Source organism: Streptomyces sp. Ag82_O1-12, assembly GCF_900182715.1.
GTDB lineage: Bacteria > Actinomycetota > Actinomycetes > Streptomycetales > Streptomycetaceae > Streptomyces > Streptomyces massasporeus.
The window spans coordinates 3957943-3973112 of record NZ_FXUW01000001.1 but is presented as its reverse complement, the minus strand read 5'-3'; the positions used below and the strand labels follow the sequence as shown (position 1 = coordinate 3973112).

The window sequence follows — 15170 nt, the reverse complement described above, 5'->3', positions numbered from 1 at the left end:
TCGTCGCCCCGGGTGCCGAGCGCTCATCGTTCCGGGTGCCGTCCGGTCGCCGCCCCGACTGCCGTGCGGTCGCCGTCCCGAGTGCCGTCCGGGCGCCGTCCGCGCTCAGTTGGCGCCGGTGCCGGTGCCGGTGCCGGGGTCCGGGCGCACCACCCCGAGGATGGGCATGGACCCCGCCCCCGCGATCGTCACGGTCCGGCCGGGGCGCGGGGCGTGCACGATGGCCCCGTCGCCGATGTACATCGCGACATGGCTGGCGTCGCCGAAGTAGATGATGAGGTCGCCGGGCCGCATGTCCTGGACGTCGATGTGCCGCAGCTGCTTCCACTGCTCCTGCGAGGTGCGCGGGATGCCGCGACCGGCGGAGATCCAGGCTTGTGACGTCAGCCCCGAGCAGTCGTAGGTCCTCGGGCCCTCGGCGCCCCATTGGTAGGGCTTGCCGATCTGGGCCGTGGCGTACTTCACGGCCTTCTTGCCCTGCTCCGAGGCCTTTCCGTTGATCTCGTTCAGGATGCCGGAGTCGAGCCAGGCGGTCTGCGCCTTGTTCGCGGCCTCCTTCTCCAGCTCGGCGAGGCGGTCCTGCTCCTCCTTCTGCAGCGCAGACTCGAGCTTCTCCGCCTGCGCGATCTGCTTCTCGATCTTCTTCTGTGCGGCGGCCTTGGCCTTGCGGCCCGCCTCCAGCTTCTTCAGCTGCGCGGAGGCGTCCTTGGCGTACTGCTCCAAGTCCTCCTGCGTGCGGGTCAGTTCGCCGAGCAGGCCCTTGGTCGCGTGGTGGCCCTCGCGGACCCGGCCCGCGCCGTCGAGGAAGTCCTGCGGGTCGTCGCTCAGCACCAGGTGGGCCTCGGGGGGCAGTCCGCCCCCGCGGTACTGGGCGGCGGCCGCGGCGCCCGCGCGGTCCTTCAGCTTCCTGAGCTTCTCCTGGCCCTTGACGATCTTCTTTGCCAGTTCGACGACTTGGGTGGACTGTTTGTCCGCCTTCTCGTCGGCGGCGTTGTACTCGTCGGTGGCGCGACCCGCGGCGCGGTACAGCTTGTCGAGCTTCTTGCGGACGGCCTCGAGGTCCTTGGCGGGCGCGAGGGCCGGGCCCGTGCTCGGGGTGGGTGAGGGGGCGGGGTTCGCGAACGCCGTGCCCGGTGCGGCCAGCACTGTGACCGCGCAGACCACGGCCACCGCCGTCGCCATCAGGCCACGCTTGCCCGTTCCCATACCTCAGCCCCCAAACTGATTAACGGTCAGTAACTTGCGGTTCGCCTGGGGATGCTGCCATGTCGGCCCGGAAAGCGACAGGGCTAGTACTTCCCGCCACCCCGGCGGCGGTATGCCCCGGCATGACGATCTCCCCGCCAGTGTGACGAACGACTCAAAGAGATCGTTCCAGCGGGCCCCGTCAGGACGGGAACAATCAGGTGCCCGGGGCCAAAGCGTCCCAGCGCACCGTCACTTCGCCCTGCCGCCATCGCGCCGGTCCGTCCGCCACCGGCCAGTCGGCGGTCAGGTCCCGCACCGCCCGGATCCAGCGCTGCCGGACGCCGTAGGAGGCGTAGGGCGCGGCGGCCGCCCAGGCGCGGTCGAAGTCGCGCAGGAAGGCGTGCACCGGCTCGCCCGGGACGTTGCGGTGGATGAGTGCCTTCGGCAGGCGTTCGGCCAGGTCCGAGGGGCGTTCCAAGGAGCCCAGACGGGTCGCGAAGGTGACCGTGCGCGGTCCCTCCGAGCCGAGCGCGACCCACACGTGGCGGCGTCCGATCTCGTCGCAGGTCCCCTCGACCAGCAGCCCGCCGCGCGCCCCGGTCGCCGGGTCGGCCGGTGCGAGCCGCGCGCACAGCCGCTCCCACACGGCCGCGACCTCGCCCTCGTCGTACTGCCGCAGCACGTTCGCCGCGCGGACGAGCAGGGGCCGCTGGGGGATCGGGATCTCGAAGCCGCCGTGCCGGAAGACGAGCCCCGCCCGCGCGTAGGGCAGGGCCGCCGCGACCCGGGCCGGTTCGATCTCGACGCCCACGACCCGCGTGCGTGGCGCGACGGTGCGCAGGCGCTGGAGCAGCTCCACAGCCGTCCAGGGGGCGGCCCCGTAGCCGAGGTCCACCGCCACCGGGTCGGCGGCGCGGCGCAGCTCGGCGCCGTGCGTGGCCGCGATCCAGCGGTCCATGCGGCGCAGCCGGTTGGGGTTGGTCGTCCCGCGCGTCACCGTGCCGAGGGGGCGGGTGGCGGCGCGGGGTGTCATGCGTACGAGGTTAAGCGGCCGCCCGCGCCGTCAGGGCGCGAGGTGCCGCCGCCAGTAGGCGGGGCGCCAGTAGTAGAGGGTGGTGAGGTCGCCGGGCATCGGGGCGTGGGACGGACCCCGCTCGAACGGGTCCCGGTCCGGGTCGGCGGGCCGGAAGCCCGGGTCCAGCGGCTCGTCGTCCCGCGGCGGCCGTACGTGGCGCCGCATCTCCTCGGTCACGGCACCGATCCGCCGGTAGTTGGCCTGCGCCTCGATCAGGCTCAGCCCGTGGTTGGGGCCGAAGCCGGCCGTGGGGTGGCGGAGCTGGGAGGGGTCCTCCTCCCAGTAACAGACCGGGCAGATCTCGTAGGCCCACAGCTCGCCGAGGGTCTGGTGGCCGCAGCACGGGCAGGGGAGGAGCTCCTCGGGCGGGGGCGGCGGGGCGGGGTGGTGCCGTGTGTCTGTCATGTCCGTGAGGTTAGGGATTCAGGGAGCGCGTCGTCGGTCCCGGCCGCTGTGCCACGCCCCGTACGTGCCGAACCCGACCCCTCTCCGTCGTCGAACGGTTGAGCGACAAGCGGTAATGATTCGGTAAAACTCCCGAATCCGGAAATGGAGCGCCTCCCTCCGGTGTTGCACCCCGTCGGAGGGCATCGTGCGCCCTGCGAGAGGCATGCCCGAGGCGAGGAGGAACGCCACGTGAGCCAGTACATCGGCAGGCTCGGTCGGCGCTCCGCGTCGTCGTCCGCGCGCCTGCGGCTGCACCGCAGGCCCCGCCGCGTCGCCATGCTCTCCGTGCACACCTCCCCGCTCCACCAGCCGGGCACCGGCGACGCCGGCGGCATGAACGTCTACATCGTGGAGCTCGCCCAGCGTCTCGCCGCGCACGGCATCGAGGTCGAGATCTTCACGCGCGCGACCGCGGCCGCCCTCCCGCCGACCGTCGAGCTGGCTCCGGGCGTCCTCGTCCGGCACGTCGACGCCGGCCCCTACGAGGGCCTCAACAAGGAGGACCTCCCCGCCCAGCTGTGCGCCTTCACCCACGGCGTGATGCAGGCCTGGGCCCACCACCGCCCCGGCCACTACGACCTGGTCCACTCCCACTACTGGCTCTCCGGCCACGTCGGCTGGCTCGCCGCGCAGCGCTGGGGCGTGCCCCTGGTGCACGCCATGCACACCATGGCCAAGGTCAAGAACGCCAACCTGGCCGACGGCGACAGCCCCGAACCGGCCGCCCGGGTCATCGGTGAGACCCAGATCGTCTCCGCCGCCGACCGCCTCATCGCCAACACCACCGAAGAGGCCGACGAACTCGTACGGCACTACGCGGCCGAGACCGACAAGGTCGCCGTGGTCCACCCCGGCGTGAACCTCAGCCGCTTCTCGCCCGCCGACGGCCGCGCCGCCGCCCGGGCCCGCCTCGGTCTGCCCCAGGACGCGCTGATCCCGCTCTTCGCGGGCCGCATCCAGCCCCTGAAGGCCCCCGACGTGCTGCTGCGCTCCGTCGCCGTCCTCCTCGACGAACGCCCCGAACTGCGCTCACGCATCCTCGTGCCCGTCGTCGGCGGCCCCTCCGGCAGCGGCCTCACCAAGCCCGAGGGCCTGCAGAAGCTGGCCGCGCGCCTCGGCGTCGCGGACGTCGTACGGTTCCGCCCGCCGGTCGGCCAGGAGCAGCTCGCGGACTGGTTCCGCGCCGCCTCCGTGCTGGTCATGCCCTCCTACAGCGAGTCCTTCGGCCTGGTCGCCATAGAGGCGCAGGCGGCCGGCACCCCGGTGCTCGCGGCGTCGGTCGGCGGCCTGCCGGTCGCCGTGCGCGACGGGCACACCGGCTTCCTCGTCCGCGGGCACGATCCGGCCGACTACGCGCGCGTGCTGGGCGACTTCGCCGACGACCCGCACCTGACGGCCCGGCTCGGCGGGCAGGCAGCCCGGCACGCCCAGTCCTTCGGCTGGGACACGGCGGCCGCCGCCACGGCGGACGTCTACACGGCCGCGATGCAGGCGCACCGCCGTCGCGTACGCTCGCTGCATGGGTGAAACCGATCAGGAACAGCGCGCGGCACAGGTCGTCGAGGGCGCGCTGAAGGACGCCGACCTGGAGTGGGAGAGCCCCCAGCCCGGCACCTACGTCGCGCAGCTCCCCGGCACCCGCAAGCTCAAGACGACCGTCTCCCTGATCATCGGCCGCCACTCCCTGTCGCTGAACGCCTTCGTCATCCGCCACCCCGACGAGAACGAGCAGGGCGTCCACCGCTGGCTGCTGGAACGCAACCTCAAGCTCTACGGCGTGAGTTACGCCGTCGACCAGCACGGCGACGTCTACGTCACCGGCCGCCTCTCCCTGCCCTCCGTCACCCCCGACGAGCTCGACCGGCTGCTCGGCCAGGTCCTGGAGGCGTCCGACGGCGCCTTCAACACCCTGCTGGAGCTGGGCTTCGCCTCGGCGATCCGCAAGGAGTACGCGTGGCGGGTGTCGCGGGGGGAGTCGACCCGCAACCTGGACGCGTTCGCCCACCTCACCCAGCGCCCCGAGCGCTAAAGCGCCTTGTAGCGCCCCGGGGGCACCCCCACCAGCCTGCGGAAGTGCCGGGTGAGGTGCGACTGGTCGTAGAACCCGGCCGCCACCGCCGTATCGCCCGGTGAGCGCCCCTCCAGGAGCAGCCGCCGGGCGCGTCCCACCCGCAGGGACGTCAGGTACTGGTGCGGGGCGATGCCGTAGGCCGCGCTGAACGCCCGTACGAGATGGGCGGGATGGGCGCCGAGCAGCCCGGCGGCCTCCCGCAGGGCGACGCCCTCGACGATCCGCTCGTCCAGCAACTCGCGCAACCGCCGCGCGAGGACGGGATCGGCCGGCCGCGGGGAAGCGGGGTCGCCGCGCAGGTGCCCGCGCAGCCGCTCCCCGACGAACAACAGCCTGCTCTCGGCCTCCAGTTCCTCACCGGGCCGCCCCAGCGCGCCGTGCAACTGCCCCACCCGGCGCCGCAGCAGCGGGTCGCGCAGGTCGGGCCCGTCGACGGCCGCCCCGATGAACTCGTCCCCGAGATGCGTGCCGTCCAGGTACAGCACCCGCTTGCGAAAGCCCTCCGGGGTGACGGGGGAGCCGTTGTGCGGCACGTGCGGCGGCAGCAGCGACACGGTGTCGTGCGGGGTGCCGTGCTCGTGCCGGTCGAGGTCGTACCGTACGGCGCCGGTGTCGACGATCAGCAGCGTCCAGGCGTCGTGGACGTGCATCGGATACGCGTACTCGGTGAACCGCGCGTGGAAGACCTCGACGACACCCGGGACGGCGGGCCGCCAGGCGGAGACGATCCGGGAGGACTCGGAGGCGACGTTCCGGGAGGACTCGGAGGCCATGCAAAGAACGTACAAGACCCCGGCGGGGGCTGCCGGGCACGCTCGGACCATGGACACCGAAGCCTCCCCGGAGCCGATCCGCTTCGACACGAAGATCGCCGTACTGCTGCGCACGGACCTTGAGCCCTGGCAGCGCCTCAACGTCGCATCGTTCCTGGTCAGCGGCCTGGGAACGCAGCTTCCCGAGGTGATCGGCGAACCGTACGAGGACGCGGACGGCGTGCCCTACCTCCCCATGTTCCGCCAGCCGGTCATGGTCTTCGAGGCCACCAAGGAAACCCTGACCACCGCGCACACCCGCGCCCTCTCCCGCGCCCTGCCCCGCGCGGTCTTCACCTCCGACCTCTTCGCCACCGGCAACGACCGCGACAACCGCGCCGCCGTACGGGCCGTGCCGACCGCGGATCTGGACCTCGTGGGGCTCGCCGTGTACGGCCCGAAGAACGCGGTGGACAAGGTGGTGAAGGGGGCGCGGATGCATCCGTGAGCGGGGCGGTCGCCGGAGCGGGAGGGCGACCAAAGTCGCGGGTCCGTAGACCAACGGCCGACCACAGGGCGGGCGGCTCCCGACGAGACTCGTGCCATGGAGGAAGCCAGGAACGTTCCCATGCGCAAGACCCCCCGGCCGCGGGCGGGCGGAGCCACCGAACTCGCCGAATCGGCCCGGGTCATGATGCTCTTCTGCGTCGCCTGCGGTGCCGGGTCCGGGGCCCTGCTCCCGCTCCTCGCCCGTCTGCTCCTGGCCTTGCCCTGGGCGCCGCTCGAAGGCCCGGCCGAACTGCTGACCTCGGTCCCGGAGCCCGTCCGCACCCTCGGCACGATCACGGTGGGCGTCCTCGGCGGCCTGCTGCTCGGCTTCACGGCGGTCCACGAGTCGCTGTCCGTCCGCGTCACAGGCACCCACGTGACCCTGACGGTCCGAGACAGCACCCAGGAGTTCGGCCGCGAGGAGATCGCCGTGTTCTTCCGCGACGGCAAGCAGCTCGTGCTGCTCGGCCCGGACGGTCTCGAACTGGCCCGGGAACACTGCGGCCTGAACTGGCAGCGCCTCGCGGACGCCCTCACCGCACACGGCTACACATGGGCCGAGCAGGACCCGCACCGCGCCGAGTTCCGCCGCTGGGTCCCCGGCACCCGCGGCCTGCCCCCGGGCGCGAACGCCCTGCTGCGGGCCCGCGCCCAGGCCCGCAAGGACGAGGACCACGCCGAGGAGGCCCGGGAGTTGCGCGGGGAACTGCTGCGGCTGGGCGTGGTCGTACGGGACGAGGACGGGCGGCAGTACGTCCGGGTCGTGGCCGGTGACGTCAGCGGGTGACTTCGGAGACTGGGGGCGTGGGGGCGCGGGTGTGTGGGGGTGTCGGGGTGCGCGCCCCCTTCTCGTGTCGGTTGCGCGCCCCCTTCTCGCCACGGCGACGCTGAGCCACGCGCCGGACGTCAGGGCGTGCAGGCCGCAGCGATCGACACGCTGTTCTCGTACAGGTGGTGGCGGGTGATGCGCCCGTCCTCGACGGTGAGCCGCAACGCGAAGGGCCCCGAGAAGGACTTGCCCGTCGCCCGGACGGTCCCGGAGACCTCCCCCATCAGCACGGCGTCCTTCCCGTCGACGAGGATCGTGTCCACGGACGCGCGGGCGTCCTCGGGGACGGTGTAGCGGGCCAGGTCACCGGCCTGCGCCGCGCACTCGGCGGCAGTGGACCGGGGCCGGATCCAGGGCACGACGGGGTTCTCGGCGAGCATCCAGTCGACGGTGTCGGCGAACAGGGCCGTGAGCCCCTCGGCGTCACCGGCGAGGCGGAGTTCGAGGAACCTGCGGACGGTGGAGCGGGTGGCTTCGGCGGTGTCGGTAGGCGTCATGGGACCAGGCTGCCGGGGAGCCCGAGGAGCGTCGATTACCTCGGAGGTAGCCCCCGCGCGCCCGCAGGCGCCAACGTGGTGCGCGGCACGCGACGGGCCTGGGGGCCTGGGGACCTGGGGGCCCAAGCGGGGAACCGGCGAGCCGAGGGCCGGGTCCGACGGGCTCCGGGGTGGGAGTACGGCGAACCTGAACCTAGAATCGAACGCATGAACGACCCAGAGTCGCGGCTCGCGCTGCTCCGCTTCCTGGAGCGCGTGCAGGAGCGCGACCTGGCACGCACTCGCCGATGGATAGCGGACGAGGAACGCCGCCAGGCCGAACACCACCGCGGCCTCCTCGCCCGGCCGCCCGCACCGGACTGGGTGATCGAGCGCGGCCTGACCGGCCAGGAAGCGGTGTACGTCCATGTCGGTGGCTGCTGGAACGCGGGCCGGCGCGGCAAGGGCGTCGACCGCGACCACGCCCGGCGCGCCCTCGCCGACGGGGTCAAGGCCTGCCCGCAGTGCCGTCCGGACACGGAGCTCGGCTTCGTGGACGGGTAGGGGTGCCCAGGGGTGGAGGTGGGGGTGGGGCAGCGACGCCGACGCCCGGTGCCGCCCGGTTGTCAGTGCCCGGCGCTATGGTCCTTCTCGCGCGGCCGGCTTCCGGGGGTTCCAGCTCCGCAGGGAATGGTTTTGCATCCCCGTCCTGTCCGGGGGCGGTCCGGAGAAGTCGTCCGGGACCCAACCGACGGTCGGGCTTCGTCGATGGCCAAGAGGTGACCTGCCAGCGCCGGCCGCGCACCCGACGAGCATGGTTTCGGTGGGCCGGATCATCATTCCGGTATGTCTGCGAACCAGCCCTCCGCGGCCCCGACCGTCACGCGGCTCGCCCGCTACACGAAGGCCGACCTGGAGGAGATCCTCGGTACCGGCGACGACCCCTTCGGCGTTGCCGGGACCGGTCTGACCTGGCTCCCCAAGGAGGACCACTTCGGTGTCCGGCTCGACGGCCGGCTGGTGGCGCACGCCGGGCTGTTGCGGCTGCCGGTCTCGATCGGGGACGTGGAGACGGAGGTCATGGGGGTGGGCGGAGTGGCCGTGGCGCCCGACGTACGGGGGCGGGGCCTGGCACGGCTCGTGCTCGCGGCGGCCCTCGACCACGCGCGGACGCGGGGCCCCGCGCACGCGCTCCTGTTCTGCCGGCCGCCCCTCGTGCCGCTCTACCAGCGCCTCGGTTGGCACCCGCTCGACACGGAGGTGCTCGTCGAGCAGCCCGGCTCCGCTCTGGTGACCATGCCGTTGCGCACGATGGTGACGCCTTTGCACGCCACCGCGCGCCTGCCCACGGGGCGGGTACGGCTGCACTCCCTGCCGATGTGACGAGCCGGGCTCATGCGGTCGGTCCCAGCGTCCCGCTGCTACGGGCCTCCCTCTCCCCGGCAGCCAACGCCCGGACCTCGCCAGCCTTCTCGGCCCCCTGCTCCGTCTCTCCCGCCGCGGACACCCGCCGCATCAGCACGGCGTACCCCACGCCGGCCACCGTCCCGACCACGGCGCACAACCCCCACAGCCACTCCGCCCCGAACCGGTCGATGACGAACCCGGACAGCAGCGGAGCGACGAGGGCAGCCACGGACCAGGACATCGTGTACATGCCCTGGTAGCGCCCGCGCCCGTGCACCGGGGACAGCCGTACGACGAGACTCGTCTGCGTCGGCGCGTTGACGATCTCCGCCAGCGTCCACACGCACACCGTGAGCGCGATGACCCCCAACGACCCCGCGAAGGCGGTGAGCGCGAAGCCGTACCCCGCGAGGACGGACGAGACGACCAGCAGCCGGCGGGGATCCCGGTGCTCGATGAAGCGGGTGACCGGGATCTGGAGGACGACGATCAGCACGCCGTTGACGGCGATGGCCATGCCGTACTCGGCCGGAGTGAAACCGGCCCCGCCCATCGCCACCGGCAGCCCCACCGCCCCCTGCTGGAAGATCAGCGCGACGAGGAAGGACAGCCCGACGACGCTCATGAACGGCCCGTCGCGCAGGACGGTGCGCAGGCTCACGGAGTCGTCCCGGGGCGCCGTCTCCGTCACGGTCGCGGTGGGCTTGGACTCCGGCAACCGCAGGAAGACGAGGACCGCGCAGACCATCGTCATCCCCGCCTCGATCAGGAACCCGGCGCGGTAGCTGACCTCGGCGATGAACCCGGCGGCCATGGAGGAGACGGCGAAGCCGAGGTTGATGGCCCAGTAGTTGAGGGAGAAGGCGCGGATACGGTCCTCGGGCCGGACGATGTCGGCCATCATCGCCTGCACGGCGGGCCGCGAGGCGTTGCTCGCCATGCCGACGAGGAAGGCGACGCCGGCGATCGCCACCGGGTCGCGCACGAACCCCAGCAGCGCCACGGACGCGGCGGTCGAGGACTGCGCGATCAGCAGGGTCGGCCGCCGGCCCAGCCGGTCGGTCATCACCCCGCCGCCCAGCGAGGAGACCACGCCGCCGAGCCCGTGCAGCGCGGCGACGAGACCGGCGTACGTGGCGGAGTAGCCGCGGTCGAGGGTCAGGTACAGCGCCATGAACGTGGCGACGAAGGCGCCGAGCCGGTTGACCAGCGTGCTGGTCCACAGCCACCAGAACTCACGGGGGAGACCGGAGACCGTCTCCCGGACGGCGCGTCGGGCACGCAGGGCGTACGGCATGGATCCCCCCGGAGGCAACAAGGCGTCGGCGGCGCCGACTGAGCAGCGCTCGCGGCGCCTGTAAGCAGCGCCGACCGCATGCGCAAATTACAAGCCGCCGGTTGTCGAAGGCCACTCGATTAACAGATCCGGTCAAACGTCCGCCTGCCGGGCAGCCACGCGAACGGGCGAAAGCGTGGATTACGCTCTGAGGCATGGCCGACGCACCGTACAAGCTGATCCTCCTCCGCCACGGCGAGAGCGAGTGGAACGCGAAGAACCTGTTCACCGGCTGGGTGGACGTCAATCTCAACGAGAAGGGCGAGAAGGAGGCAGTCCGCGGTGGCGAGCTCCTGAAGGACGCCGATCTCCTGCCCGACGTGGTCCACACGTCCCTCCAGAAGCGCGCGATCCGCACGGCGCAGCTGGCCTTGGAGGCCGCGGACCGCCACTGGATCCCCGTCCACCGCAGCTGGCGCCTCAACGAGCGCCACTACGGCGCCCTCCAGGGCAAGGACAAGGCCCAGACGCTCGCCGAGTTCGGCGAGGAGCAGTTCATGCTGTGGCGCCGGTCCTACGACACCCCGCCCCCGGCGCTCGACATCGACGCCGAGTACTCCCAGTTCGCCGACCCGCGCTACGCGACCCTCCCGCCGGAGCTGCGCCCGCGCACGGAGTGCCTGAAGGACGTCGTCGTCCGCATGCTCCCGTACTGGTTCGACGCGATCGTCCCCGACCTGCTGACCGGCCGCACGGTCCTGGTCGCGGCCCACGGCAACTCGCTCCGCGCCCTGGTCAAGCACCTGGACGGCATCTCCGACGCGGACATCGCGGGCCTCAACATCCCCACGGGCATCCCGCTCTCCTACGAGCTCGACGCCGACTTCAAGCCCCTGAACCCGGGCGGCACGTACCTGGACCCCGAGGCGGCGGCAGCGGCCATCGAGGCGGTCAAGAACCAGGGCAAGAAGAAGTAGCCCGATGCCAGTAAGCCCCCGGCCTGCGGTTTCTTCGCGGGGTGGGGGCTTTTTGGTGGGGCCGGGCCGTCTCTGGTCCGTCAGAGGCCGTTCCCGGGGACAGGACCGCGCTTGGCCTGCCGGTACTCCTCGTAGAGCCGGTCGCCGGTCACGCAGTCGCCGACGGCCTCGCCGTTGTCATTCACGACCGGCGGTCCCGGCACCCGGAGCAGTGCAGCAGCATGCGGACGTATGCGGCTCGCTCGGGGGCGTCAGGACACTGGTGGTTCTCGCTCGCGTAGTGGTCGCAGAGTGTGCGGACGGAACGGGCGAGGCGTCGCGCGTGAGCGGTCCGGGCCCCGACAGGTTCCCGCCCGAGCCGGACGTCGCTCGGTGCGGGGCGAAGGGTGGGCAGTCCCAGCTGGACCGTGCGGGACTTGCGGCCTTGACGTTGCTGGGTTCGGCGCAGATCCCGAGGGGGACGGCCACCTGCCCGATCCGCATGCGGGCGTGCCCCGTGGTCCAGCAGGGCCTTGGCCTGGTCCCACAGCCGTTCTCCGTGCCGGTCGAACTGGAGGCTGACCGAGCGGTCGACCGTTCGGCGGGTGCGCTTCTCCGTCACCCGTAATGGTGGAGTCGGGTATTGGAACCTTCGGAATGCCCTCGTCGCCATTGCACGACGCGTTGGTTGGCCTTGGTTGGCCCAGGTGTCGTTGTGACGGAATGTGCTGCCCACATGCTGTTCTTCTGACGCGTTCTCAGTTGTTGGGCATGTGCTGTCGAAGCTCGTTGATCAAGGCGCTGCCCCTGCTGATCTGCAAGTGTGGAAATTCCCATCGCAGTAGGGCCCGGTTCGTCAACCCGACGGTGACACGCAGTGTCCCTGCGAGGTTCCCGTCGATGCCGGGTTCGGCCAGCCATGCGATTCGGTCGAAGGGCACGGCGTGGATGACGTTCTTGGGTCCCGCGATGAAAAATCCACCGAGCGACACGACCAGCAGCCGGCGAGTCGTCAACACAATGAAACAGCGGTGTGGCATCGGCAGTTCCGCGGCGTGAGAGGCAGGGCTGACCGCGGCTCCCAAGATTTGACCCCCCAGACCGGAAATGGCCCCTCCGCCAGCAACGATGTCCTGCAGAGCGCCCCCGATACGAAAGGCCAAAACAGCGTGCCTGACCTCCTCGCCAGGTTGAAGATCTTCACCGAGGCGACGCCGGGCTTTGTCTTCTTGGGACACGCGGTTCTCCGGTACTCCACCAATCACCAGGTCGTCATCGATGCCGACAGCGGTTCGTGGTCGCCGTCGGCCGGCCGCTGCCCGGTAACCGCAACGACTGCAAGGCGTGGGAACTGTCCGGCGCGAAAGACGCTGTCGGCAGGAGGACCGTGATCGCAGATGGCGGCTACCGGGGCACCAGCCTGGTCATCCCGGATGACGGGAAACAGGAAGGATATTCAGGATGCCGGAGATCATTTGCGGGGCAACCCTTGACCATGCGGGGCGCCGTCCAAGGCTCGTAGGGCGTCGACCTCCAGATGAAGAACACCGAACCCCGCCTTCAGTCTCTTGCGTTGATGAGTGCGTTGATGAGAACCGGGCAGGGAGCCACTTGAAGACCGGTATCAATCCAGACCCCTGTAGCGCTCCCAATCGCCGTGCTGGAAACTCTCACTCCGTATGTCTACAATTCCCCAATTGCTGCCGGTCATAATGAAGCCTTTCTCCAGGACCTCCTTAAGTGGAGGATACTCTTTATCCGTCTTGATCTTTCTGCGTCTGGCAAAATTCGACGGCGAGAGGCTTGTGTAGACGATCCACCCGATCAGGCCCACCCCTAGTGGAATTCCAGCCTTCAGAGAGCCGGTAAATACTTCCCATACCCACGCGGCGAAAATCGTGTAACCTGCCATGTGCTCGAATGAGTGAATCGCGGTGGCCGTGTGGTGCTTGCGCTTGCACTTTCCGCATCTTGGAATGTCAACATATCCCGACCATCCCCAGCACGCCAGCCCCACGCGGCAATCATTATATCCCGCCCTCTGGCCGCTACAGTAATGACATGGGGGATATTTTGCTGTCATGACTCGATATGTGGAATGTCGGCTCTGGGGTTGATCCGCATGCTTCCTCCATGCTCCTTGAAGCCTGGCTGGACTGCTGCACGGTAGTCATGAGTTCCGGGACCGGTCCCGGAGATCATTTGCGGGACAAGCCTTAGGCGGCCCAGTCTCCGGCGGCGGCTCGCTGCCATGTGGGGCAAAGGCCCGCCTCTGTCTTCGCCCCGGCTGGCCGCGCCGGGCGGCGCGCTGGCGAGCTGCTGTCCGGGCGATCTTGTCTGGTGGTTACTAATGGCCGAGAGAGCCGATGAAGCGGTCCAGCCGTGAGACGACTTGCCGCAATACGTCGACGGATCCCGTGGCGTCGTCCGCGAGCTCCAGCGCGTGATCCGCTGAGGGAACTTCCAGGACGTCATGTCGTAGGGACTCGGCGATCCGTGAGTCCCACAGCTTGTCGGCGCTTCCACCGATGAGGAGGGTCGGCGCTTGGGCTCGCTGGAGAGCACGGGCCACATGGTCGATGGTCAGGACAGGAGTGAGCCAGGCCGCTGCGATGTTTCGCTCGGCTGCGATGCCGCAGGCGAGTGAGCCCAATGACTTGCCGACAAGGAGGCGACAGGCCCCTGCCTCGGCGTCGATGGCCTGGGTGACTTGCCGCTCCACCCACGCGATCCGGCCGTCCACGGTGAACTGCGAGAAGTCGTCCGGGATCTGCCACCACAACTCCTGGACCGTCCAGCCGTGCTGGAGGAGCACGCCGCGAGCGAAGTGCAGCAGTGGCCTGGCGGGCGAGTAACCGACGCCTGGAACGACGACTGCGACACGGTCAGGGGCACCATCGAAGCGGGTCGGCATGGCGAAGGGGGAGGGGTCGGGCATGGCCGCAGGCTACTAGCCGGCTGATCATGTGACCGGCGTCCTGTCGGATCGTTGTTCGGGACATGGGGCGAGGTGATGGCGGAGGGGGAAGGCATGGCTGAGGAACCGATCAGTGATCGACTGCGAGTCCGCATCCGGCGGGAGTTCCCGGACCCCGGCGCCGCCAAAGGGATAGCCGCCAGTGGGAGAGGGAGGGGGCCCCGCGGAAGCCGGTGGTGGAGCTCGGGGCCACGACAGTGCGCGGAGCGGCTCCTGACGGCGGCTGTGGTGATCGCGGACGGGGGCGTGGGCCGGTTCCGCTCGGCGGTCCGCCTGGCGCGCACGGACTGGCGTGATCTCCTCATGGCCGGCGGGCTGGAGTATGGGGGCCGGCCGAGCGTCCTGGACGAGGAGTTGCGTCCTCGGGAGTTGCGTCCTCGGGAGTTGCGTCCACCTCGGAAACCGGTCGCTTTCGCGGAGCAGACCCCGGCAGGCGCCCGCCGCCCAGGTTCACGCGAGGTGTGACCCGCGACCCCGATATTCGGTGGCGCCCCCGCTCCCCCCGGCCCACCATGCCCGCATGGTCTCGGGTGAGCACACCGGTGAAGCAGCGATGTCAGAAGCCTCGGATACGACTCGGTGGACGCGGGCGACCGTCCACCCCGACATGTGGGTCGACCCCGATGACGACCCCCGCGAGACCGATGCCCAGCCGGTCGACGAACGCGGCATCCTCCTCGACAACCTGCGCAGCTACCGTCTCACCCTGGAGATGAAGTGCGCGGGCCTGGACGCCGAGCAGATGGCCAGGCGGTCCGTCCCGCCGTCGACGATGTCCCTGCTCGGGCTGGTGCGGCACCTGACCGAGGAGGAGCGGCACGTCCGCCGGGTGATGGCCGGAGAGGACGCGCCGAAGCTGTACCGCACGGCGGAGGACCGGGACGGTGACTTCAACGGCGCGATCGCCGACCCGGCGGTCGTGGACGCGGCCTGGCGGCAATGGCGTACCGAGGTCGAGCGCACCGACCGCTACCTGGCCGGCGTCACCGACCTCGCCACCCGTAACGCCGGCCACTGCGACTTCGGCCCCGAACCCGGCGGGCAACTCCAGCTCCGCGACCTCCTGGTCGCGCAGATCGCCGAGTACGCACGGCACTGCGGCCACGCCGACCTCCTGCGCGAACGCATCGACGGCCGCGTCGGGCAGTGAACGAAAACGGCAGTGAC

At 70.7% G+C, this 15170-nt stretch carries 17 protein-coding genes and 1 pseudogene; 9 read left to right on the top strand and 9 right to left on the bottom strand.

Features of this window, described 5'->3' with window-relative positions; translation table 11 throughout:
- Positions 1-105: 105 nt before the first annotated feature.
- From QOL88_RS18140 to QOL88_RS18130, 3 genes are all read right to left on the bottom strand, one after another.
- The gene (locus tag QOL88_RS18140) at positions 106-1206 is read right to left on the bottom strand and encodes a C40 family peptidase (RefSeq protein WP_097217410.1); all 1101 of its coding nucleotides are present in this window, start codon (positions 1204-1206) and stop codon (positions 106-108) included.
- A 196-nt stretch (positions 1207-1402) separates the two neighbouring features.
- Positions 1403-2221, bottom strand: a complete 819-nt coding sequence (locus tag QOL88_RS18135; RefSeq protein ID WP_097217409.1) for an SAM-dependent methyltransferase — start codon at positions 2219-2221, stop codon at positions 1403-1405.
- A 30-nt stretch (positions 2222-2251) separates the two neighbouring features.
- Positions 2252-2668, bottom strand: a complete 417-nt coding sequence (locus QOL88_RS18130; RefSeq protein WP_097217408.1) for a CPCC family cysteine-rich protein — start codon at positions 2666-2668, stop codon at positions 2252-2254.
- 231 nt (positions 2669-2899) lie between these two features.
- On the opposite strand from QOL88_RS18130, the gene mshA reads away from it, so the two are divergent.
- Both mshA and QOL88_RS18120 read left to right on the top strand, forming a co-directional pair.
- On the top strand, positions 2900-4237 hold the full coding sequence (mshA, locus tag QOL88_RS18125; RefSeq protein ID WP_179878893.1) for a D-inositol-3-phosphate glycosyltransferase: 1338 nt from the start codon (positions 2900-2902) through the stop codon (positions 4235-4237).
- Complete coding sequence (locus tag QOL88_RS18120; RefSeq protein ID WP_097217406.1) at positions 4230-4739, top strand: type III secretion system chaperone family protein; 510 nt, start codon at positions 4230-4232, stop codon at positions 4737-4739. The genes mshA and QOL88_RS18120 overlap by 8 nt, the downstream gene beginning before the upstream one ends.
- Here QOL88_RS18120 and QOL88_RS18115 read toward each other — a convergent pair.
- Positions 4736-5554 (bottom strand): helix-turn-helix transcriptional regulator, encoded by an 819-nt coding sequence (locus QOL88_RS18115; RefSeq protein ID WP_097217405.1) that lies wholly within the window; start codon positions 5552-5554, stop codon positions 4736-4738. The two genes, QOL88_RS18120 and QOL88_RS18115, sit on opposite strands and share 4 nt — an antisense overlap.
- 49 nt (positions 5555-5603) lie before the next feature.
- Between QOL88_RS18115 and QOL88_RS18110 the strand changes: the two genes are divergently transcribed.
- On the top strand, positions 5604-6041 hold the full coding sequence (locus QOL88_RS18110) for a DUF2000 domain-containing protein (RefSeq protein WP_097217404.1): 438 nt from the start codon (positions 5604-5606) through the stop codon (positions 6039-6041).
- Positions 6042-6161: 120 nt separating this feature from the next.
- Entirely contained in the window at positions 6162-6869 is a 708-nt protein-coding gene (locus QOL88_RS18105; RefSeq protein ID WP_257027814.1) for a YqeB family protein, read from the top strand.
- A 119-nt stretch (positions 6870-6988) separates the two neighbouring features.
- Here QOL88_RS18105 and QOL88_RS18100 read toward each other — a convergent pair whose 3' ends face one another.
- Positions 6989-7408, bottom strand: coding sequence for a nuclear transport factor 2 family protein (locus tag QOL88_RS18100; protein ID WP_097217402.1), 420 nt, complete (start codon positions 7406-7408; stop codon positions 6989-6991).
- 207 nt (positions 7409-7615) lie between these two features.
- Here QOL88_RS18100 and QOL88_RS18095 point away from each other — a divergent pair, with 207 nt between their 5' ends.
- Both QOL88_RS18095 and QOL88_RS18090 read left to right on the top strand, forming a co-directional pair.
- On the top strand, positions 7616-7951 hold the full coding sequence (locus QOL88_RS18095; protein ID WP_097217401.1) for a DUF6233 domain-containing protein: 336 nt from the start codon (positions 7616-7618) through the stop codon (positions 7949-7951).
- Positions 7952-8233: 282 nt separating this feature from the next.
- Positions 8234-8770, top strand: coding sequence for a GNAT family N-acetyltransferase (locus QOL88_RS18090; protein WP_097217400.1), 537 nt, complete (start codon positions 8234-8236; stop codon positions 8768-8770).
- A gap of 10 nt (positions 8771-8780) precedes the next feature.
- Here QOL88_RS18090 and QOL88_RS18085 read toward each other — a convergent pair whose 3' ends face one another.
- The gene (locus tag QOL88_RS18085) at positions 8781-10091 is read right to left on the bottom strand and encodes an MDR family MFS transporter (protein WP_097217399.1); all 1311 of its coding nucleotides are present in this window, start codon (positions 10089-10091) and stop codon (positions 8781-8783) included.
- A 194-nt stretch (positions 10092-10285) separates the two neighbouring features.
- On the opposite strand from QOL88_RS18085, the gene QOL88_RS18080 reads away from it, so the two are divergent.
- On the top strand, positions 10286-11047 hold the full coding sequence (locus tag QOL88_RS18080; RefSeq protein ID WP_097217398.1) for a phosphoglyceromutase: 762 nt from the start codon (positions 10286-10288) through the stop codon (positions 11045-11047).
- Positions 11048-11784: 737 nt separating this feature from the next.
- On the opposite strand, the gene QOL88_RS18075 is transcribed toward QOL88_RS18080, so the two are convergent.
- A complete protein-coding gene (locus QOL88_RS18075) occupies positions 11785-12264 on the bottom strand; it encodes a hypothetical protein (RefSeq protein ID WP_179878714.1) in 480 nt (159 codons plus the stop codon).
- A 9-nt stretch (positions 12265-12273) separates the two neighbouring features.
- Here QOL88_RS18075 and QOL88_RS18070 point away from each other — a divergent pair.
- A pseudogene (locus QOL88_RS18070) lies at positions 12274-12458 on the top strand (transposase); the annotation flags it as partial.
- A gap of 192 nt (positions 12459-12650) precedes the next feature.
- Here QOL88_RS18070 and QOL88_RS18065 read toward each other — a convergent pair.
- Both QOL88_RS18065 and QOL88_RS18060 read right to left on the bottom strand, forming a co-directional pair.
- Entirely contained in the window at positions 12651-12938 is a 288-nt protein-coding gene (locus QOL88_RS18065) for a hypothetical protein (protein WP_179878892.1), read from the bottom strand.
- 435 nt (positions 12939-13373) lie between these two features.
- The gene (locus tag QOL88_RS18060; protein WP_097217395.1) at positions 13374-13964 is read right to left on the bottom strand and encodes an alpha/beta fold hydrolase; all 591 of its coding nucleotides are present in this window, start codon (positions 13962-13964) and stop codon (positions 13374-13376) included.
- A 592-nt stretch (positions 13965-14556) separates the two neighbouring features.
- Between QOL88_RS18060 and QOL88_RS18055 the strand changes: the two genes are divergently transcribed.
- Positions 14557-15153: a DinB family protein gene (locus tag QOL88_RS18055; RefSeq protein ID WP_257027813.1), complete on the top strand. Its 597-nt coding sequence runs from the start codon at positions 14557-14559 to the stop codon at positions 15151-15153.
- The last annotated feature ends 17 nt before the right edge of the window (positions 15154-15170 follow it).

Coding starts and splice junctions, on each gene's coding strand:
- QOL88_RS18140 (WP_097217410.1), bottom strand. CDS start 1,206: ATGGGAACGGGCAAGCGTGGCCTGATGGCGACGGCGGTGGCCGTGGTC.
- QOL88_RS18135 (WP_097217409.1), bottom strand. CDS start 2,221: ATGACACCCCGCGCCGCCACCCGCCCCCTCGGCACGGTGACGCGCGGG.
- QOL88_RS18130 (WP_097217408.1), bottom strand. CDS start 2,668: ATGACAGACACACGGCACCACCCCGCCCCGCCGCCCCCGCCCGAGGAG.
- QOL88_RS18120 (WP_097217406.1), top strand. CDS start 4,230: ATGGGTGAAACCGATCAGGAACAGCGCGCGGCACAGGTCGTCGAGGGC.
- QOL88_RS18115 (WP_097217405.1), bottom strand. CDS start 5,554: ATGGCCTCCGAGTCCTCCCGGAACGTCGCCTCCGAGTCCTCCCGGATC.
- QOL88_RS18110 (WP_097217404.1), top strand. CDS start 5,604: ATGGACACCGAAGCCTCCCCGGAGCCGATCCGCTTCGACACGAAGATC.
- QOL88_RS18105 (WP_257027814.1), top strand. CDS start 6,162: ATGCGCAAGACCCCCCGGCCGCGGGCGGGCGGAGCCACCGAACTCGCC.
- QOL88_RS18100 (WP_097217402.1), bottom strand. CDS start 7,408: ATGACGCCTACCGACACCGCCGAAGCCACCCGCTCCACCGTCCGCAGG.
- QOL88_RS18095 (WP_097217401.1), top strand. CDS start 7,616: ATGAACGACCCAGAGTCGCGGCTCGCGCTGCTCCGCTTCCTGGAGCGC.
- QOL88_RS18090 (WP_097217400.1), top strand. CDS start 8,234: ATGTCTGCGAACCAGCCCTCCGCGGCCCCGACCGTCACGCGGCTCGCC.
- QOL88_RS18085 (WP_097217399.1), bottom strand. CDS start 10,091: ATGCCGTACGCCCTGCGTGCCCGACGCGCCGTCCGGGAGACGGTCTCC.
- QOL88_RS18080 (WP_097217398.1), top strand. CDS start 10,286: ATGGCCGACGCACCGTACAAGCTGATCCTCCTCCGCCACGGCGAGAGC.
- QOL88_RS18065 (WP_179878892.1), bottom strand. CDS start 12,938: ATGGCAGGTTACACGATTTTCGCCGCGTGGGTATGGGAAGTATTTACC.
- QOL88_RS18060 (WP_097217395.1), bottom strand. CDS start 13,964: ATGCCCGACCCCTCCCCCTTCGCCATGCCGACCCGCTTCGATGGTGCC.
- QOL88_RS18055 (WP_257027813.1), top strand. CDS start 14,557: ATGTCAGAAGCCTCGGATACGACTCGGTGGACGCGGGCGACCGTCCAC.